20 protein-coding genes are annotated in these 18,011 nt (G+C 34.7%); 9 read left to right on the top strand and 11 right to left on the bottom strand.

Annotation, left to right across the window (positions count from 1 at the left end; all coding sequences use genetic code 11):
- Positions 1-82: 82 nt before the first annotated feature.
- The 3 genes from atpE to CYAN10605_RS03870 all read right to left on the bottom strand — a co-directional run bounded on the left by atpE (position 83) and on the right by CYAN10605_RS03870 (position 1,798).
- Positions 83-328 carry an ATP synthase F0 subunit C gene (gene atpE, locus CYAN10605_RS03860; protein WP_015218634.1) on the bottom strand — a complete coding sequence of 82 codons (246 nt, stop codon included), beginning with the start codon at positions 326-328 and terminating at the stop codon, positions 83-85.
- A 232-nt stretch (positions 329-560) separates the two neighbouring features.
- Positions 561-1,316 carry a F0F1 ATP synthase subunit A gene (atpB, locus tag CYAN10605_RS03865; protein ID WP_015218635.1) on the bottom strand — a complete coding sequence of 252 codons (756 nt, stop codon included), beginning with the start codon at positions 1,314-1,316 and terminating at the stop codon, positions 561-563.
- A gap of 50 nt (positions 1,317-1,366) precedes the next feature.
- Positions 1,367-1,798 (bottom strand): ATP synthase subunit I, encoded by a 432-nt coding sequence (locus CYAN10605_RS03870; protein ID WP_015218636.1) that lies wholly within the window; start codon positions 1,796-1,798, stop codon positions 1,367-1,369.
- A gap of 298 nt (positions 1,799-2,096) precedes the next feature.
- On the opposite strand from CYAN10605_RS03870, the gene CYAN10605_RS03875 reads away from it, so the two are divergent.
- Together CYAN10605_RS03875 and CYAN10605_RS03880 are read left to right on the top strand one after the other, a co-directional pair.
- The gene (locus CYAN10605_RS03875; protein WP_015218637.1) at positions 2,097-2,348 is read left to right on the top strand and encodes a hypothetical protein; all 252 of its coding nucleotides are present in this window, start codon (positions 2,097-2,099) and stop codon (positions 2,346-2,348) included.
- Positions 2,345-2,752 carry a type II toxin-antitoxin system VapC family toxin gene (locus CYAN10605_RS03880; RefSeq protein ID WP_015218638.1) on the top strand — a complete coding sequence of 136 codons (408 nt, stop codon included), beginning with the start codon at positions 2,345-2,347 and terminating at the stop codon, positions 2,750-2,752. Before CYAN10605_RS03875 ends, CYAN10605_RS03880 begins: the two co-directional genes overlap by 4 nt.
- A 70-nt stretch (positions 2,753-2,822) precedes the next feature.
- On the opposite strand, the gene CYAN10605_RS03885 is transcribed toward CYAN10605_RS03880, so the two are convergent.
- Both CYAN10605_RS03885 and ftsY read right to left on the bottom strand, forming a co-directional pair.
- Complete coding sequence (locus tag CYAN10605_RS03885) at positions 2,823-3,266, bottom strand: Rrf2 family transcriptional regulator (RefSeq protein WP_015218639.1); 444 nt, start codon at positions 3,264-3,266, stop codon at positions 2,823-2,825.
- 63 nt (positions 3,267-3,329) lie between these two features.
- Complete coding sequence (ftsY, locus tag CYAN10605_RS03890) at positions 3,330-4,709, bottom strand: signal recognition particle-docking protein FtsY (protein WP_015218640.1); 1,380 nt, start codon at positions 4,707-4,709, stop codon at positions 3,330-3,332.
- A 138-nt stretch (positions 4,710-4,847) separates the two neighbouring features.
- Here ftsY and CYAN10605_RS03895 point away from each other — a divergent pair, with 138 nt between their 5' ends.
- Complete coding sequence (locus CYAN10605_RS03895) at positions 4,848-5,441, top strand: sigma-70 family RNA polymerase sigma factor (RefSeq protein WP_015218641.1); 594 nt, start codon at positions 4,848-4,850, stop codon at positions 5,439-5,441.
- Positions 5,438-5,794, top strand: a complete 357-nt coding sequence (locus CYAN10605_RS03900) for a hypothetical protein (protein WP_015218642.1) — start codon at positions 5,438-5,440, stop codon at positions 5,792-5,794. The genes CYAN10605_RS03895 and CYAN10605_RS03900 overlap by 4 nt, the downstream gene beginning before the upstream one ends.
- A gap of 83 nt (positions 5,795-5,877) precedes the next feature.
- Here the strand turns inward: CYAN10605_RS03900 and CYAN10605_RS03905 are convergent, their stop codons facing one another.
- Complete coding sequence (locus CYAN10605_RS03905; protein ID WP_015218643.1) at positions 5,878-7,104, bottom strand: RNA-guided endonuclease InsQ/TnpB family protein; 1,227 nt, start codon at positions 7,102-7,104, stop codon at positions 5,878-5,880.
- Between the two features lie 400 nt (positions 7,105-7,504).
- Between CYAN10605_RS03905 and CYAN10605_RS03910 the strand changes: the two genes are divergently transcribed.
- A complete protein-coding gene (locus tag CYAN10605_RS03910; RefSeq protein WP_015218644.1) occupies positions 7,505-9,172 on the top strand; it encodes an RluA family pseudouridine synthase in 1,668 nt (555 codons plus the stop codon).
- Positions 9,173-9,375: 203 nt separating this feature from the next.
- On the opposite strand, the gene CYAN10605_RS03915 is transcribed toward CYAN10605_RS03910, so the two are convergent.
- Together CYAN10605_RS03915 and CYAN10605_RS03920 are read right to left on the bottom strand one after the other, a co-directional pair.
- Positions 9,376-9,564 carry an NAD(P)H dehydrogenase subunit NdhS gene (locus tag CYAN10605_RS03915; RefSeq protein WP_015218645.1) on the bottom strand — a complete coding sequence of 63 codons (189 nt, stop codon included), beginning with the start codon at positions 9,562-9,564 and terminating at the stop codon, positions 9,376-9,378.
- A gap of 15 nt (positions 9,565-9,579) precedes the next feature.
- Positions 9,580-9,780, bottom strand: a complete 201-nt coding sequence (locus CYAN10605_RS03920; protein WP_041922415.1) for a hypothetical protein — start codon at positions 9,778-9,780, stop codon at positions 9,580-9,582.
- 148 nt (positions 9,781-9,928) lie between these two features.
- Here CYAN10605_RS03920 and CYAN10605_RS03925 point away from each other — a divergent pair, with 148 nt between their 5' ends.
- Entirely contained in the window at positions 9,929-10,162 is a 234-nt protein-coding gene (locus CYAN10605_RS03925) for a DUF7219 family protein (RefSeq protein WP_015218647.1), read from the top strand.
- Positions 10,163-10,334: 172 nt separating this feature from the next.
- Here CYAN10605_RS03925 and ctpA read toward each other — a convergent pair whose 3' ends face one another.
- The 3 genes from ctpA to CYAN10605_RS03940 form a co-directional block, all read right to left on the bottom strand.
- Complete coding sequence (ctpA, locus tag CYAN10605_RS03930) at positions 10,335-11,582, bottom strand: carboxyl-terminal processing protease CtpA (protein ID WP_041922662.1); 1,248 nt, start codon at positions 11,580-11,582, stop codon at positions 10,335-10,337.
- 32 nt (positions 11,583-11,614) lie between these two features.
- Complete coding sequence (locus tag CYAN10605_RS03935; RefSeq protein ID WP_015218649.1) at positions 11,615-12,166, bottom strand: DUF3124 domain-containing protein; 552 nt, start codon at positions 12,164-12,166, stop codon at positions 11,615-11,617.
- A 108-nt stretch (positions 12,167-12,274) separates the two neighbouring features.
- Positions 12,275-14,458: a lytic transglycosylase domain-containing protein gene (locus CYAN10605_RS03940; protein WP_015218650.1), complete on the bottom strand. Its 2,184-nt coding sequence runs from the start codon at positions 14,456-14,458 to the stop codon at positions 12,275-12,277.
- 610 nt (positions 14,459-15,068) lie between these two features.
- On the opposite strand from CYAN10605_RS03940, the gene CYAN10605_RS03945 reads away from it, so the two are divergent.
- The 3 genes from CYAN10605_RS03945 (at position 15,069) to lpxC (ending at position 18,002) form a co-directional block, all read left to right on the top strand.
- On the top strand, positions 15,069-16,007 hold the full coding sequence (locus CYAN10605_RS03945) for a hypothetical protein (RefSeq protein WP_015218651.1): 939 nt from the start codon (positions 15,069-15,071) through the stop codon (positions 16,005-16,007).
- A gap of 37 nt (positions 16,008-16,044) precedes the next feature.
- A complete protein-coding gene (locus CYAN10605_RS03950; RefSeq protein ID WP_015218652.1) occupies positions 16,045-17,118 on the top strand; it encodes an ADP-ribosylglycohydrolase family protein in 1,074 nt (357 codons plus the stop codon).
- Between the two features lie 80 nt (positions 17,119-17,198).
- Positions 17,199-18,002 carry a UDP-3-O-acyl-N-acetylglucosamine deacetylase gene (lpxC, locus tag CYAN10605_RS03955; RefSeq protein WP_015218653.1) on the top strand — a complete coding sequence of 268 codons (804 nt, stop codon included), beginning with the start codon at positions 17,199-17,201 and terminating at the stop codon, positions 18,000-18,002.
- Positions 18,003-18,011: the final 9 nt, after the last annotated feature.

Genomic DNA, 18,011 nt, shown 5'->3' on the forward strand with positions numbered 1-18,011 from the left:
TCGTTACACGATGAGCCTATTGAACCTAAAACCTAAAACCTGAATTTATTGCTATTAGTTATCCTAGATCTAAGTTATTTAATTAGGAAAAGGGGTTAGCGAACAATAATACTAATGCTACAACTAAACCGTAAATGGTTAACGCTTCCATGAACGCCAAACTAAGAAGTAAGGTTGCACGGATTTTTCCTTCAGCTTCAGGCTGACGAGCAATACCTTCTACTGCTTGACCAGCAGCGTTACCTTGACCAATACCAGGTCCGATCGCACCTAAACCTACAGCTAAAGCAGCAGCGATTACGGAAGCAGCAGCAATTGTTGGATTCATAATTCTTTTTTTCCTTTTTAATTAATTTACTACAATAATACAATTTTGTTTTTACGTCGGGGAAGAGCTTAAGTGTCTTTCCCTTCTGTTTAGTTAACCACACAATGGCGATTAATTTAATCCCACAATGTATTTAACTATATTTTGGGTTTTTATGATAGTCAGTTTGATTAAATTCTGACTTTTTTCTTAGAACTAATTTTCTTTCGATTAGCTATCTAGGTATTTTAACCTATTCGTGATGTTCTTCTCCATGACCTTCCATGGCCTCACCAATATAAGATGCGGCTAAGGTGGCGAAAATAAGAGCTTGGATAGCACTGGTAAATAGACCTAAGATCATCAAAGGTAAGGGAATAATCAAAGGTACTAATAAGACTAATACTCCCACTGCTAACTCATCCGCTAAAATGTTACCAAATAAACGGAAACTTAGGGATAAAGGACGGGTGAAGTCTTCGATCGCCCTAAATGGTACCATAATGGGGGAAGGTTGAGCATAATCAGCAAAGTAACCTAAGCCTTTTTTACTAATCCCTGCATAAAAGTAAGCAAGAGAGGTTAATAGAGCGAAAGCTACAGTAGTATTAATATCAACCGTAGGAGCACTTAATTCACCTTCGGGAATTTCAATTAATTTCCAAGGAATTAAAGCACCAGACCAGTTAGAAACAAAAATAAACAAGAATAATGTACCAATAAAAGGCACCCAAGGACGATATTCTTTTTCGCCAATTTGATCTTTGGCTAAACCGCGCAAAAAATCCAAGACGTATTCCATAAAGTTTTGGAAGCCACTGGGAATTCTTTGAATGTTGCGGGTAGCGGCAATAGATGCGATGAGTAGAACACCGATAACGAACCAAGAAACCATAAATACTTGTCCGTGAACTTTGTATTTACCGATTTCCCAGTAAAAATGTTCTCCAACTTCGATCGCCGCTAAATTAAACTGATGAAACAAATTTAAAGTGTTTGCGAAATCCATTGAACAAGATTTGTCCTGATTAGAAGAATCGATGACAATGTACCATAGATTTAGCTCTTTTGCTCGGTTTTTTGAAGATTACCCAACAAGCTAGTAGGAATTACATACAATAAAATCGCCGCTTTATAAGTTAAAAAACCTAAAAAAACGGGTAATACCTGTAATTGTTGCCATTGAGTAGCCACCACCATTAAACCGACAAAAATCGCTAGACGAGTTGAACCAATTTTCTTTTTATATACCCCGACTCTTTCTACTTCCCTCGCTAACATATTTAGATACACCAAACTGACACAAGCACCCAATAAATAACTAAGGCTTGTTTGTAAGCTGTAAAACACCCAAACTAAAATAAAGCTGACAACGGCGATTACAACCGTACCAATAAGCAGATTATTTCGGAGTTGATAGTATTCTTCCATAGAATTATCTATCAGTTGTTGCTCCTTTTCTTGCTCAGGTGATGTTTCAACGGTATTCATAGTAAGCTCAGGGATATTTGAAAGGAAATTGATTTTTCTCTACGTTCAAACGTCAAGCTAAATCAAAGCTAATTTTATCATGGTAAGGGGCGATCAATGTAACTTTTCTTCATATTTTCAAAATGTCATTCTGAGCGATAGCGAAGAATCTCAAAGCGTTGACTTTTTAGATAAGCGACTAACTCCTAATATTTACTAAATCGCTTTAGCCGATTTTCCTTGTTAGCTTCGCCAATTTATTGTAAAACGGTCTATGATAAAATAAGATTCTCAACAGAAGTGATAATATAATTAAATTATGTTGTCTATTGAAGTACAAAACTTTGCGGAAAAACTTAATCAATTTTCTTTAGAAGATAAACAATGGTTATTGGAAAAATTGCAGGGAGAAATTAATGCTTTTCGAGACTCTAATTCCACTGAAGAAAATAATTTCGGGCAAATAAATAAGACTTTTAATATAACTCCTGCATCGTCAGGAAGTGGTTTTAATGATACTGTAATTAATCATGATCAAGTATTCGCAAATAGTATATTCACTGATTCATGATTAAAGCTATTATTGCAGATACAATTCCTCTTTATGCCTTAGTTGATTCTAGTGATCAATATTATGGGAAGGCTAGATCTGAGTTATTGAAAATTCAGCAATTAAAAATACAAGTTATTATTCCTTATCCCATTGCTTTAGAATGTTATAGCTTAGTTTTATATCGTTTAGGGAATCAAAATGCCCATAGATTTGCACAACAAATAAAAGACTCAGCTCAACTAATACAACCTACAAATGAAGACTATCATCTAGCTTGGCAAAAAATCAAACAATATTCTGATCAAAAAATTACTTTATTTGATGCGGTGACAGCAACAATTTCCCAACGTTTAAATTATCCAGTTTGGACTTATGACTATCACTTTGATTTAATGTCAATTCCCATCTGGCGAGATAGTTAAAATTATTGCTTCATTTCAACCATCCTCCACTGTTATATCCCAATCTTTAAATAATAATCGTCAAATATAATTAAACAATAAAATTATTTCCCTCTCCTAAATCAGCTTGACGACTACGGGCATCATAATATAAATCTGCTAAGGAAATCTCAAAAATAGCCTCTTTTAATTTGCGATTTAAACGCTTCCATAAAGTAATTGTTACCCAATCTTCTGGTGAATTAGCTGTATTATCTAGATCTGGCAAAGGCTCGATTTTATCACCTACTGCTGTCAAAATTTCCCCCAAAGAAATCTTTTCAGGAGACATTGCTAATTGATAACCTCCTTGTGAACCTCTCACAGATTTTATCAAACCCGCACGACGTATTTGGATTAATATTTTCTCTAGGTACGGTGCTGGTATATGTTGACGGTCAGCAATTTTATTGACAGATATTGGTTGATTGAGAGGACTCAGGCTTAAATCTAATAGTGCTTTTACTGCATAGTGTGCCTTTGTTGTTAATTTCATGAGGTTAATTTCATATATTTATTACTCATTACTCTCCCCAATCACCTAACACCCCCCCGATGATTAACTTAAAAGGGCTTCCACAAATTCATAACTGGAGAAGGGGCGCAAATCCTCAATACCCTCTCCTGCACCAATAAAACGAATTGGTAAACCTAAATCTCGAGATACTCCCAATGCTACTCCTCCTTTAGCTGTGCCATCAAGTTTTGTTAAAACTACTCCTGTTAGTTGAGCGGCTTCTGAGAATACTTGGGCTTGTTTTAAGCCATTTTGTCCGAGGGTGGCATCTAATACCAATAGTGATTCGATATTGGCATCTACGGCTTTTTTATCGATGATACGGCGAATTTTGGCTAGTTCTTCCATTAAGTTTTTCTTATTTTGCAATCTTCCTGCTGTATCAACTAACAATATGTCTGCATTACGGGCGATCGCAGCATTGATACCATCAAATACGACGGCCGCGGGGTCTGTATTTTTACCTTCATTGGCAATTACAGGAGTATTTGTCCTTTCTCCCCACACTTTAACTTGTTCTACGGCGGCGGCTCTAAAAGTATCGGCGGCGGCTATGACGCAATTATAACCAGATGTTTTCGCTAGATGAGCTAATTTCCCGATAGTGGTGGTTTTACCTACACCATTCACCCCTGTTAATAACCAAATATTGAGTTTTCCTGCTTCTGGTTCAAATTCGGTTTTTGTTAATTTTTGTAACGGTTCATCTAAAACTTGTTGTAATATTTCCTTTAAGGATGCGATCGCATCTTCAGAAGCTATAGATTCTTCTTTTAACTTATTCTGTAAAGTATTGACAATATATTCTGTTGCTTCATAACCCACATCGGCACTATATAACATTGCCTCAATTTGCTCAATGGCATTTTGATTGAGAGGTCCTTGTCCGATAACTGACTTTAACTGATTAACAAAGTTACGACGGGTTTTGCCTAATCCTTGACGTAATTTTCTCAGCCATGTAAACTCCTCCTCCGACACATCATCAGGTGTTCTGCCCTGAGACTCAAGCACCTGTGCAGACCAAACAAAATCTTCATCTAATGTAGTTTCTTCTTCTTTTTCCGTTTCTATAGCTGTTTCTTTTAAAGCAGAGAGGCGATCGCTTTTTTGCATCCACGCCGGAGCATTTTCCTTGACTTCCTCCGTTTTTTCCTCCACCATTGAAGACGAATCAACATTTTTCTCCTCAGCAGAAAGATTATTTTCTACAGAAGCAACCCTTTCATCTTCCGAATTTTCAGGAATTTCCTGCTTTTGTTTCTGAATATTAGCATAGGCGGCTTTTGCCCACTCTAAAGAAGGTTGAGACTGAATTTCTGAGGTTTCAGAAGGAGCATTAGATTGTTTATCTTCAACAACAGGAGGTTTTTGTTCAATATTTTCCTTATTCTCTTTTTTACGGCGAAACCAATTAAACATAATGATTGTGCATAAATATTCGTTAATATATTGTAACCCTAGAAAGGAATCGGTTTCAGGTTTATCCCCAGAGAATGTGAACCTTTACAGAAAGTAAAAAGTCTAAAATCGTAGCAACAATAAATCACAGAAATTGAGATGAGCGTGTTAGCTGATGATTACCCTGAAGTTGCCGATTCTGATTTAGTTAGGAATTGTCAACAAGGAAATAAAACTTCATTTCGTTTACTATATCAACGTTATCATCATAAAGTCAGAGCAACTTTATATAAGTTATGCGGTAGCGAAGTATTAGATGATTTACAACAGGAGGTGTTTTTAAAAGTTTGGAAATCTTTACCCCAATTACGTAATCCTAAATATTTTTCTACTTGGCTTTATCGTATTTGTTGGAATGTTGCTTATGATCAAGGTTCTAGCAAAAAGCGAGAATTACAACGTCATCAGGCAAATATTAACCAGACAAAACAATCTTTGGAATACAGTCTGGCAAAATCTAGTAATAATCATCAAGAGTTGTTAAAACTTCACTATCAAGAATTGGTAGCAAGAGGATTACAACATCTGAGTTTAGATCATCGAGCAGTTATTGTTCTTCATGATTTGGAAGATTTACCACAACAGGAAATAGCGGAAATATTATCTATTCCCCTTGGTACGGTCAAATCTCGTTTATTCAAAGCCAGAAAAAATTTGCGTCAATTTTTAGAACTTGAAGGTATTAGCTTATGAAACACGAAAGTGGTAATTCCGATGGAATTTGCGATGTAGAAGACATCTATTTATCCTCACAAGATGAGCAATTAGTTAGTTTTTTACAAACCCACTGCCCTCCCCCACCAGAGGAGTTAAAGCCCTGTGAAGACTTAATCATGATGTCAATTCTCACAGAAAAACAACAACCTCAAAAAAATAAACAATGGCGTTGGTTCATCCTCCCCTCTGCCATATTGACAGCAATACTCTTAGTATCTGCCTATATCTTTAAACCTAATTTTTCCCCTCAAATGGCTTCTGATCATGATGAGGAAATCGAAGCGTTTATGATTAACGGTTGGCAAGGCTCAATGGCATTATCTGAATGACATCATAGATTTGTTCGTAGTTATGGCTTTAGCAACTATGGTGAACTACCCAACACCGAATCGAAGATTACGGTGTGGGCTTCCTACCCAACAGATAGCGGTGTAGTGGATTTCTTACGTCCTCCTCTACCACGTCTTACATCTGGGCAATAGGCTTTATCCCCCGTTCCAGAGGTGAGGGGCTGTGTGCGGAATTTATTTCCGCTCCTTGTAAGCCCCGTCTTTAATATTCGTAGTCCTTCATCTCGGATGTTAATTGCCGCATTTATATCCCTGTCATGCTTTGTCTTACATTTTGGACATTCCCAATGTCTTATGTCCAAAGGCAAACTATCTACTCTCTTAAGGCATACATGACAAGTTTTAGAACTGGGGAAAAATCTATCTACTTCCATATATGTTTTTCCTTCTTGTTCCGCTTTATATTTAAGCATGGTACAAAATTGCCCCCAACCTACCTGTTGAATAGCTTTGGCTAGGCAATGATTTTTTATCATACCTTTAACATTGAGGTCTTCTAGCACTATAACTTGGTTTTCGTTTACTATCCTACGAGATAGTTTGTGTAGAAAATCCTCACGGCAATTAGTAATTTTTTTATGTACTTTAGCAACTTTTAATCTAGCTTTATTTCGATTATTTGACCCTTTTTGTTTACGGGATAATTGTTGCTGTTTTCTCTTTAAGTTAACTTCATGTTTTTTTAATATTTTTGGGTTATCAAACTTACTCCCATCACTGGTAATAGCAAAATGATTTAATCCCAAATCAATTCCTATAGCTTTACCTTCAGAGCTTACTTTTGGTTTATCTTTACCATCATCAACCAAGACAGAGGCATAATATTGATTACAACAATTCTTGGTAATAGTTACGGTTTTAATTTTTCCATCAATAGGACGGTGAATTTTTGCATAAACCAAACCAATTTTAGGAACATTAAAACAGTCGCCTTTAATACTGACATTACTAGGGTATTGTAAAGACTGCTTACCATGTTTGCTTTTAAAATTAGGATACTTTGCTCTTTTTTCAAAGAAATTATTAAAGGCTACTCCAAGATTTAGACAAACCTGTTGTAAGCACTGAGAGTAAGTTTCAGACAACCAAGAAGTTTCCTCCTGTTTTTTTAGCTCAGGGATTAACTTCTTAACATCGTAACCTGATAAACCTTTACCTGTCTGTTTATAAGTCTCATTCATTAAATTCAAAAAATGATTCCAAAGCCATCTACAACTACCAAAGGCTTTTGCCAGTGCTAGTTTTTGAGATGAATCTGGATAAATTCTGATTTTAATGACTTTTAACATTAAGTTAGAGCAAACGAGGTTTGATATAATTTATGTTAACACAAATTCGAGGAAATGTGGAATCCTTCGGATATTTTTTTTGTTGGGCGATTCATCCCACGCCTATTTGATGTATTTTTTTAGTCGAAAATTAGGCGTGAGGCTTCTCGCCAATTAAGCTAAATAAGCCTTAAAAGGCTTACTACTAACTTGTAGAAAAATGTGATTACCCTATAAAAAAATTAATCAACTTCAAGGGATAATATAACTATTCCTGCTTAATTCCATGGTTTGTAGTTAAGGCTTCGGCTATTAAAACAATTAAGTCTAAAAACAAGCTAAATAAATATTAAAAGCAACTACTAAATTGTGGAAAAAATGCAAATTTAAAAGTTATTCAAACCAGCCTAATTAATAAAACATGAATTTACAGACAATACTGCATTCTGTAGATGATTTTGTCAAAAAAGAAGATATTTTTCAAGAAGAAATAGTTACTTATCATTATGAAGGATTTTGCCCTAAAACTAAGCAAAAATTAACCTTACCTCGCACAATTTTATCAGAAAAAATAGCATTAAAATTATGTGCTGAGTTGGATAAAAATGAGATAAAAATGCCTAAAGGGAAAATGTTAGGAGTGTTAATCGTTAAAGATAACTTGGGTGATTTGAAAGTGATTAAGGCTTTTTCAGGATTTTGGGGAGGCAAAAAAGAAATTCGGGGATGGGTTAATCAAATACCTGCGAATTCAGTTATTACAATGGCGGAAAAGTTGACTTTACAAAAATTAGATCAAATAAAGTATCAAATTATTGCTCTTGAAAATATTTCTGTTAGAGAAGAATATAACAATTTAGAACAAAAATTTCAGCAAGAATGGCAATCCTTAAAAAAGATTCATCAAGTAAGAAAACAAGTCAGACATGAATTAAGAAATGAGTTAAAAGAAACAATTATTAATAATAGTAATATTGAAGAAAAATTTAAAATTTTAGAGCAAGAAAGTCGAAAAGATGATTGGCAAAGAAGAAATTTAAAGCATAAATGGCAGGAAATTTTACAGCCTTTAAAAGATAAAGTTAGTTTAGCCGATCAGGAAATTAGAAATTTAAAAAGGCAAAGAAAAGAATTATCCCGACAATTACAAGCACAAATGCAAACGGCTTATTCTATGACCAACTTTGCGGGGGAAAGTTTAAGTGTGGGAAGTTTGCTCGGCAAGGATTTTATTCCTACGGGTACAGGGTATTGTTGCGCTCCAAAATTGCTTCATTATGCGGCTACCAATAATTTAATACCTATTGCAATGGCTGAAGTTTGGTGGGGTGATACTTCTCCTAACGGTGAAAAGGTCAATGGTCATTTTTATCCTGCGTGTGAGTCAAGATGTCAGCCTTTGATGGGGTTTCTCTTATCTGGATTGCCGAGTTTTGAGGTTCGTAAATCTTCAGCAAATTTACCGATTATTTATGAGGATGATTATTTATTAGTGGTAAATAAGCCCAGTGGGTTGTTATCCGTTTCTGGTAGAGGTATTGATAAATTTGACTGTGTAGAAGCTCGTTTTAGGCAGATTCCCACGGCTAAATCTTATAATCATCTTAAAACAGTTCATCGATTAGATCAAGATACTTCAGGTATATTAATTTTGGTGAAGGATGAAGATACTCATCTTAAAATGTCACAACTATTTGCGGCCAGAGAGGTGAAAAAAATCTATGAAGCGGTTGTAGAGGGCATGGTGAAAGAAGATAGGGGAATAATTGATTTACCGTTATGGGGAAATCCTCGATCGCGCCCCTGTCAGGAAGTTAATTATCAATATGGAAAACCTAGTGTTACTCATTTTCGTGTCATAGAAAGAAGACAAGAGCAAACCCGTTTAGAGTTGATACCCATTACTGGTAGGACTCATCAGTTAAGAGTACATTGTTTACAAGGATTAGGTATGGCTATAAGAGGCGATCGCATCTATGGTAAATTAGAACAAAATGAGGATAGATTGTATCTTCATGCTAGAGAAATTATCTTTACTCATCCCCATACTCAAACCATCATACATCTAACAACAAAAACACCTTTTTAACTTCTGAATATCCAAAGGGCAAGGGGTAAAGGGCAAAGAGCAAAGGTAAACATTTGATAATTAAGAATTAAGAATTAAGAATTAACACCCTTCGAGGGAGGCAAGAGGCAAGAGGCAAGAGGCAAAAGGCAAGAGTGTTGAATGAACACGCTTCCCCAATACCCGAACTTTGAACTTTCTAATTCTCAAAATACGTAAAAAAATTATTTTTTGGCTTTAGGATCAAAAATCTCCAATTCAGATAGATTGAAAGTAATTAACTTATCCCAATTACCGCCCTCGAATAAAACCGCCGCTTTACCATCAGTAACTCTTTGGACTAATCCTTGATAACGATAATAAATATCATCGGGATTGGTAACAGTAACAGTAGTGCCGGGTAATATAATCATGATTAAATAATTTGTTTAAAGACTGTGATGTAATATTTCAAAATCTGATTCTTCTAAAGATAATACTAACATTTCAGAGTTTTTGGGTAAATGAGTTTCCTTAATAATTACCTTTACTAACCAACGAGATGAAGATTCCTGCATTAATAAATAGCCAACAAAACCCCTTACATATTCAGGATTGATAATTCTTACCGCCATACCCGCTTTTAGCATCCCATCCTCATTTTCCTTGGGGAAAATAAAACCCCTCTAATATTTACTATGTCGACTTTTCGTAATATACACTATTATCAGGTTAAGAAAAGGTTAACATAAAATTAAGTATAAACCATAAAGTGTATTTAAGAGGAGGATTGGTTCTATGAAAAAGAACAACAACGGAAATTACATTAATTTATCCTCTCAAGATTTCAAAGACTATCATTATCCATCCCCAGAAAAATTTAATTCTCCTTCTCTCCATCGAGATTTACAAAGTTTTTCTCAACAGGTTAGTTATTTATCTGCACTACATACCAACGGTAAGATTTCCACTTCTGTAGCATACTTTAAGTTAGATCATTTATGGCAAAGTTTGAATTCTGTGAATAATTAATCTCAGTTAGGTTTAAAAATATCCGATAAGGTTAGGTGTCAGGTGTCAGGTGTCAGGTTGCAGGTTGCAGGTTGCAGGTTTCAGGTTTTAGAAGAAAGTAATGAGTAACGAGTAATTATCAACTATTCACTATTCACCCCAACACTAATTGCCTTGTCTTAATTACTAATTCCTAATTGTCATTCTGACTAATCATAGTGGGTAAACTATCATTTTCCGTCAAAAATGCGATCGCAGCTTGATATTGAAGGTCTTTTTCTGTACCAATTTCAAAATAACTGATAGGATCTTGAGTAACTTCTACATTAGGAGTGATACCCTTTTTGTTAATATCTTTATGATTAGGGGTTTCATACTTAGCCACAGTAATAGCAATTCCTGCACCATCAGGTAATTCAAATAAAGACTGAATTAAGCCTTTACCAAAAGTTGTTTCTCCGATTAAAGTTGCCCGTTGATTATCTTGCAAAGCCCCTGCTAAAATTTCACTAGCACTAGCTGAACCTTGATTGACTAAAACAACTAAAGGCGCATCTGTTAGCTGATTACCCGTTGCGTCGTAACTGCCAAAAATTCCCTGACGATTGACTGTATATACAATGGTACTAGGTGGAAGCCAAAGACGGGCGATTTCAATTCCTGCCTGTAATAATCCACCGGGGTTGTTTCTTAGGTCTAAAATATAGGCTTTTGCTCCTTTTTGATCTAATTTAGCTAATTCATGGGCTAAATCTTTACTCGCATTACCACTAAACTGATTCAAACGTAAATAACCAATGGGATAGTCAGGATTACTTGTATCTAAACGGGCTGTTACTGAACTAAGAGAGAGGCGATCGCGTTTTAACTGATATTCTTTAATAATACCCTCTTTTTTACTTTTGATCTCTAGGGTAACTAAAGTACCAATTTTCCCTCTAATTTTATTAGCCGCTTCATCCAAAGTTAAAGTTTCAGTATCGATACCATCAATGGTCAAAATTTGATCTCTTGGTTGAATACCAGCCGCTTCAGCAGGGGAATTCGGTAACGGAGAAACTACCTCTAAATGTTTATCTTCGGGATTGATACTTATTTGTAAACCAATACCAGATAATTCTCCTGAAGTGGTAATTTGAAGATTTTGATATTGTCTGGGGGGCAAAAACCTTGTATAAGGATCATCTAAAGTAGCCAACATTTCACTAATAGCTTCATAGGCTTCATCCTTACTATGTAAAGGCTTTTTTAAAAATTGTTGCCGAATAAACCACCAATTTTGATTATTAAAAGAATCATCCACATAAGCCTCATTGACTAAACGCCAAGACTGAAGCAATAGTTTTTCCTCTTCCGTGTAAGCGTTAGCATTAGCTGGATTTAAGAATAAAGTTGAAAGGAATAGAATAATAGCGAATAAAAGATAAGGGATTTTTTTCATACTTTCTCTGGACATAAATAATATTGGTTTATTTATTTTACATCGTCAAATTTTAACTTTTTAATTATTCTTCCTGTACTGACAAAAGAAATCCCCTGAGTACTAGCTGTACTAACCATAACAGATTCTGCAATAGGAGAAGAAACTTCTTTTTGTGCAACCCATTCAATTAAAAAATTACCCCCAACTCCTCCCCTAGTGTCATCATCTTCTATATAAAAATTAGTTGAACTTAAAGCATTTAGTTGTATTGGATGGGATAAATAATCTTCTAATAATTGTCCTTTACTATCATAATATTTAACAGATTTAATCATAATAGGCAACTCTACATCAGTATTATGAAGACTTAAGGTAATGGCTAAACTATGACTTCTTTGACGATTGGAATAATAAATATAAGAATAGGCAGGAACATAGATAATTTCACCCATTATGGGTTTAAAATTATCATCTATGGTAACGATTTCTGTATTAATAAACGGTTCTTTTGTTAACTCTAAATTATCTGTTTCTTCTGCTTGACAACTGATAATAAAAAAAGAAATAAACAATAATATTAAATGCTTAATTTTCCATACCATAATAGTAGTTATTTTAGATTGTTAGAGAGAAAGATTAGTTTTGGGTAAGGATTTAGGAGTTGAGAGCTATTAATTATCAACTATTCACTATTCACTATTCACTATTCACTAATTTAATTTTTCCTCAATTTTAGGATCGTATAATTCTACATAATTCCAATAATTTCCAAATACTGTTTCCACATAATTTTTGGTTTCTGGAAAGGGTATATTCTCCACAAATTCATCTATATCTGCAAGACTGTAACGACTAATCCAATTACTTACATTGCCTGGCCCCGCATTATAACTTGCGATCGCTAACATGGAATTATCATTGTAAGTATCATGAGTATAATTTAAGTACCATGTACCCATTTTAATGTTATCTTCTGGATCAGTGAGAGAGTATTCTTTAATGTTAATTTGAGGGGCAATCCAAGCACCTGTTTCTGGCATAATTTGCATTAAACCTGTAGCACCAACAGGGGATTTTATATCCTTCTCAAAACGGGATTCTTGGCGCATTAAAGAGACAACTAAAAAGGGATTTAAGTTTCTTTTTTTTGACCATTTTACGATTAATTCTTCATAGGGAAATGGGAATAAAGCATACCAATATTCAGGACTTCTACGTAAGATTTGCCATTCTCCTATATCTTCTGGATTATCTCTGTTTTTTAAATTCCAAATTAAATTGATACTTTCTAAATATTTTCCTTGATTTTGTTTTAATAATCCTTGGACAAATTGTTCAGATACTGTGACTACAGGCAAGGTGTCTGTGCTACTGCTTTTCTTCCCTATTTCTGCGGTAAAAAGGTCGATCGCATCTTGATCTTCTCCTAATAAGAATAACTCTTTAAACTGATTTGATCCAGCAGGAGGAATAGGGCGCTGTTGTGGGATTTCTACTTGTAAAGGCAAACTACGTAAATTATTAAAATCTCCCACATCTTTCCCTAGGCGAACTGCAGAACGCCAAGCATAATAAGAATGGGGATGATTTTGTAAAACATATTCATAGGCTTTAGTTGCTTCTTGATTTTGCCCCAGTTTTTCTGCCCATTTCCCAATCCAAAATCCTGCTTTTGGTGCAACTCCACTATCGGGGTTATTAACACTAATTTGTTGCGCCCACTGCCATGCAGAAACATAATCACCGCTATCGGCAAAATCTTTCGCTATTTGCCAACGATAGTCGGCCGCCTCCTCACTTTGGGGATATTTTTGTAAAATTGTATCTCTAACGTTGGTGGCTTCTTGATACCTACCTAATTGAGTTAAAAGGGTTGCTTTTTCTCTTAATGCGATGACAACTTCATCAGGATATTTTTCATCTACTCTATTAAGGAAAGAAAGGGCTTCTTCTCCACCAGAAATGGTCGCTAATCGGCGCCATGCCAACCCTGTTTCTGGGGCATCTGGATAGGTTTCTACTAACTTGAAATAAGCGGTTTTGGCTTCTTTTTCTTTGTCAGATACTTGATAACTTCGGGCAATTCTATATAAATTTTGTGGGGTGGATGTGCCTTTTTCATAAGCAGAAGACACAAGGTTATAATTGCCTGTTTCCCAATAGTAGTTACCAACAATATCCCACTGTTGAGGCTCTAATTCTTGACTATATTCTTTGACGAGGCGATCGACTCTTGCTTTGTTTTCGGGTACAATATCATATTCGGCAAGGAGTAGTAATAATTCTTTTTGTTGAGGATTTTCTTCTAGTAGTTTAATTGCAATATCATGGGTGCGGGGATGTTGAGGGAATCTATTAATAGCTTCTTGGAAAAATTTAGGGTCATAATTACCTAGTTTATAATAGGCTTGGGCACTCACTAACTCATCAGGATATTTATTAATCACATCCTGCCAGATTTTCTGTGCTTTTTCTGTATTGTTATTTAGTTCGTAGGCTCTACCCTGTAACAAAAGAACATAAGGGGCTAAAATAGGATAGGTGCGATCGAGATTTTCCAAATATTGTAAGGCTTTTGCTCCATCAAAATCATTTCTCAAAGCATCCACCGCTAATAAATATTTTGCCCGATTAACATCCAGAGAAGAAGTATCCTTATTAGCAATTACCTCTAAACTAGCTTTTCTTTCCGATGGAGTTAAATTAGCAAGAGGCAAGACTTCAGAAGGGGCATCTAATCGATACTCTGGTTTTTTCTCAAAGGGAGAAATCAAAACACTATTTAAAATTTCCAGTAATTTAGGTGTAAAAAAAGTTGCACCTGCCACACACACAGCCAAAATCACCACTATTTGGATAATGACTTGATTTTTTTTGCTTTTATCGGTCTTCATTAACTACTCTTCTACTAATTTACCCGTCTTTGTGATCATATCAGTTAAACAAAAATTAATGAGGTTTAAGTGGGTGAGTAATATTAATGGGGGGTTAATGAAAAAGTGGTGTTGGAAAGATAGGCAACAGCCCAGAATACTTATAAATCAAAGAATATAGCATAATAAGGGTTTTTCAGAAATTCCTCTTTTTTTATCAATTATTTTGATTCGGATGCTAGAAATGCGAATTGTACTTATTTTCTTCCATCGTGTCTTAATTCTATTTCAAAATGTAAAAAATGTTACGAAAAATTTAGATAGAAATATTTGTGTATTTTCTTTATACTAAGCAAAAGTTAACCTTGTCTTAATCTTGTTAGTTCTTATGTGATTGATTCTCGCTTTGAAGATTGAGTAGTGCAATGGACATATATACTTATTAATATTTTTCTTAAATTTAACACCTTTTTTTTGTTAATAAAAAACGCACAAAAATTGAATATATTTATGATTATTTATTCTTCTTAAAAAAATATTATTTATCTCTTGGACAAACGATGTATAATGATAGACCCATTGGCAATAAGGTACTAACAAAGTACTAAAAAAACTTAGCTAAAGAAGAATTATGAGTAAATTGAGAGGCAATAATGTAATGAATAATAGTGTAAAATTAAGAAGTTATTACAGTAGCAACATAGAAGCGATAGCTCTTCTTTATAATAGTGCAGAAGAAAATCAAGATGAGTTGTTTTGGGAAGAAATAAAAGAGCCTTTTAGATCAATTTTAGAAGAATGCTATTGCATCAGTGAGGAAGGAAAATATAATCAATTAGAGCAAATTACTAATAGTATTAAATATAATCGTATTAGCTATATAAAATTAGGAGTGCAACTCTATCAGGTAAAATATTATCGTTTATATAAAAATAAGTATAAATCGTTTAAAGACTACTGTGAGCAAGGAGTTTATTATCCTGTTTGGAGAGCAAATCAAGTAATTGCCTCCGCAGGTGTTGCCATTAAATTAATAAAAGCAGGATTCAATATTATTCCACAAAATGAAACTCAAGCTCGTTTACTAATTAAGCTAAAAGAGGAGGAATTATTAGCAAAATGGCAAGAAGTTTTAGATACCTATGCCCCTCATAAAATTACAGCAAATCGTATTGAGGCTATTGTTTTTGGCATAAATAAAAGAACAAAAGGTACTTTAAGATTGCCCGTAAAAGTTATTCAAGAAATAGAAAATAAAGCCTTAGAAAGTGGAATGTCCACAGGGGAATTAATTACTAAAATTATTCAAGGGGAGTTGACAATTAATAGTGATGGTACTATGGAAAAAATGATTAAAGAAAAAGATGAAATAGTGGAAAATCCTAGTCCAGAAAGTATTAAAAGATGGGAAAAAGATCTAAATCAATTAGCATTTCAAGAAAGAAATAGATTGGATGATTTCACAGAAGAATTAGCCGAAGAATTGAAAAATACGGTGTTAGATTTAAAGCAAGTAATCAAAAAATGCTTTATGAAATCTTTTTTATCTCCTTGTATGTTAGAAAATTAGGTTTTACTGAATTCAAGTTGTTGAGGAGTAATAAGTAGTGAGTAATAACGACATATCATCTTTATTAGGTATATTAATTGGTACAGCAATAGGTGATTCAGTAGGTTTACCCGCAGAAGGTATTTCTCGACAACGTAATCACAAAATCTTTAGGCATCAATGGCATCAGAGACTATTATGGCGTTATGGCATGATTAGTGATGACACAGAACATACTATATTTGTCGCTCAATGCTTAATTGCTCATCCTAATTCTTCAGAAAAATACGTTGGGCGATTAGCATGGTGTTTAAGATGGTGGTTACTATCTTTACCCGCAGGGGTTGGATTAGCTACCCTCAAATCCATTATTAAACTTTGGTTAGGATTTAACCCCCGTTATAGTGGCGTTGATTCAGCAGGTAATGGGGCGGTGATGAAAAGTGCAATTATAGGGGCTTTTTTTGCTTACAACCAAGATAAATTAAGAGAATATGTTTGTTTATCTACTAGAATAACCCATTCTGATCCTCGTGCTTTAATTGGAGCAGAAGCGATCGCATCTTTGACAGCATGGATAATTCGGGATAAATTCACTCAGCCTCCTCAGATAGAAACATTGTCAACTTTTTTGAAACAAATAGGGGATAAAAATAGAGAATGGATACTATTAGTTGACGCAATTATAGAAAGTTTAAAAGAAGATTTATCAGTATTGCAATTTGCTGAGAAAATCGGGCAAAAAAAAGGTGTTTCAGGTTATGTATATCATACTGTGCCTGTCGTTATCTTTACTTGGTATCGCCATTTTGGCAATTTTCCTCAAGCATTATCAGCTATTTATGACTGTGGAGGAGATACGGATACCACTGGTGCAATTTTAGGGGCATTAATGGGAGCAACGGTGGGCTTGAAAGGAATTCCAGAAGATTGGATCAATAATTTACGAGATTATCCCAGAAACATCGAACTTTTACACAAAATTGCTCAAAAATTATCAAATACGATTCATAATAATTATCAACCCAGTCAGCCCATTTTTTATGGTTGGTGGTGGGTATTACCTCGAAATATTATTTTTCTCTTGATTGTTTTATGTCATGGTTTTCGTCGTCTTTTTCCCCCCTATTAAATAGCAGCTAAGAGAAAGGGAGATAAGAGAAATTAACTATCAACTAAAATTTATTTATTATTCATTATTCATTATTAACTATGTTTAAACCATTTACTTTATCTGGTGTTGGGCTTCATTCTGGAGACGTTACCACAGTCAAAATATCCCCTGCGAATAGAGAAGAAGGGCGTTTTTTTGTGAGGGTAGATTTACCAAACCAACCAGTTATTAAAGCCTCAATAGAATCGGTTTCTCCTACGATGTTATCTACAGAGTTAACTAATGGAGATGTTAAAATTCGCACGGTTGAGCATTTATTAGCGGCGTTATGGGGATGCGGTATTGAAGGGGCAAGAATTGAAATTGATGGTAGTGAAGTTCCTTTGTTAGATGGTTCAGCACAAGAATGGGTAAAACACATTGAATTAAAAGATGATGATAAAATATCTTATTCTTCTGAGGGGGAAATTAATGAAGCAATTTGGGTGAGAAAAGATGATGGGTTTTGTGTGGCTTTTCCCTCCCCTGAGATGAAATTTAGTTGTGGGGTTGACTATCCTTATCCAGTATTGCAAAATTTATGGTATAGTTGGTATCCTCAAAGAGAAACTTTTCAAGATGCGATCGCACCTGCAAGAACATTTGGGTTCGCAGATCAAATTGAGATGTTAAAATCACAAGGGTTAATCAAGGGAGGTAGTTTAGAAAATGCCCTTGTATGTGATTATAATGGTTGGTTAAATCCACCACTTAGGTTTGAAAATGAAGCCGTTAGACATAAACTATTAGACTTTATTGGCGATTTAAGTTTATTGGGAAATATCCCTAGAGGACATTATTTAGCTTACAAAGCTAGTCATCAACTACATACGGAATTAGCAAAGAAAATAGTAAAAGGGTAAGGGGCAAAA

Source organism: Cyanobacterium aponinum PCC 10605 (assembly GCF_000317675.1).
Lineage (GTDB): Bacteria > Cyanobacteriota > Cyanobacteriia > Cyanobacteriales > Cyanobacteriaceae > PCC-10605.

Excerpts from the sequence above, each read along its gene's own strand:
- atpE (WP_015218634.1), bottom strand. The coding sequence starts at position 328 with ATGAATCCAACAATTGCTGCTGCTTCCGTAATCGCTGCTGCTTTAGCT.
- atpB (WP_015218635.1), bottom strand. The coding sequence starts at position 1,316 with ATGGATTTCGCAAACACTTTAAATTTGTTTCATCAGTTTAATTTAGCG.
- CYAN10605_RS03870 (WP_015218636.1), bottom strand. The coding sequence starts at position 1,798 with ATGAATACCGTTGAAACATCACCTGAGCAAGAAAAGGAGCAACAACTG.
- CYAN10605_RS03875 (WP_015218637.1), top strand. The coding sequence starts at position 2,097 with ATGTTGTCTATTGAAGTACAAAACTTTGCGGAAAAACTTAATCAATTT.
- CYAN10605_RS03880 (WP_015218638.1), top strand. The coding sequence starts at position 2,345 with ATGATTAAAGCTATTATTGCAGATACAATTCCTCTTTATGCCTTAGTT.
- CYAN10605_RS03885 (WP_015218639.1), bottom strand. The coding sequence starts at position 3,266 with ATGAAATTAACAACAAAGGCACACTATGCAGTAAAAGCACTATTAGAT.
- ftsY (WP_015218640.1), bottom strand. The coding sequence starts at position 4,709 with ATGTTTAATTGGTTTCGCCGTAAAAAAGAGAATAAGGAAAATATTGAA.
- CYAN10605_RS03895 (WP_015218641.1), top strand. The coding sequence starts at position 4,848 with ATGAGCGTGTTAGCTGATGATTACCCTGAAGTTGCCGATTCTGATTTA.
- CYAN10605_RS03900 (WP_015218642.1), top strand. The coding sequence starts at position 5,438 with ATGAAACACGAAAGTGGTAATTCCGATGGAATTTGCGATGTAGAAGAC.
- CYAN10605_RS03905 (WP_015218643.1), bottom strand. The coding sequence starts at position 7,104 with ATGTTAAAAGTCATTAAAATCAGAATTTATCCAGATTCATCTCAAAAA.
- CYAN10605_RS03910 (WP_015218644.1), top strand. The coding sequence starts at position 7,505 with ATGAATTTACAGACAATACTGCATTCTGTAGATGATTTTGTCAAAAAA.
- CYAN10605_RS03915 (WP_015218645.1), bottom strand. The coding sequence starts at position 9,564 with ATGATTATATTACCCGGCACTACTGTTACTGTTACCAATCCCGATGAT.
- CYAN10605_RS03920 (WP_041922415.1), bottom strand. The coding sequence starts at position 9,780 with ATGCTAAAAGCGGGTATGGCGGTAAGAATTATCAATCCTGAATATGTA.
- CYAN10605_RS03925 (WP_015218647.1), top strand. The coding sequence starts at position 9,929 with ATGAAAAAGAACAACAACGGAAATTACATTAATTTATCCTCTCAAGAT.
- ctpA (WP_041922662.1), bottom strand. The coding sequence starts at position 11,582 with ATGAAAAAAATCCCTTATCTTTTATTCGCTATTATTCTATTCCTTTCA.
- CYAN10605_RS03935 (WP_015218649.1), bottom strand. The coding sequence starts at position 12,166 with ATGGTATGGAAAATTAAGCATTTAATATTATTGTTTATTTCTTTTTTT.
- CYAN10605_RS03940 (WP_015218650.1), bottom strand. The coding sequence starts at position 14,458 with ATGAAGACCGATAAAAGCAAAAAAAATCAAGTCATTATCCAAATAGTG.
- CYAN10605_RS03945 (WP_015218651.1), top strand. The coding sequence starts at position 15,069 with ATGAGTAAATTGAGAGGCAATAATGTAATGAATAATAGTGTAAAATTA.
- lpxC (WP_015218653.1), top strand. The coding sequence starts at position 17,199 with ATGTTTAAACCATTTACTTTATCTGGTGTTGGGCTTCATTCTGGAGAC.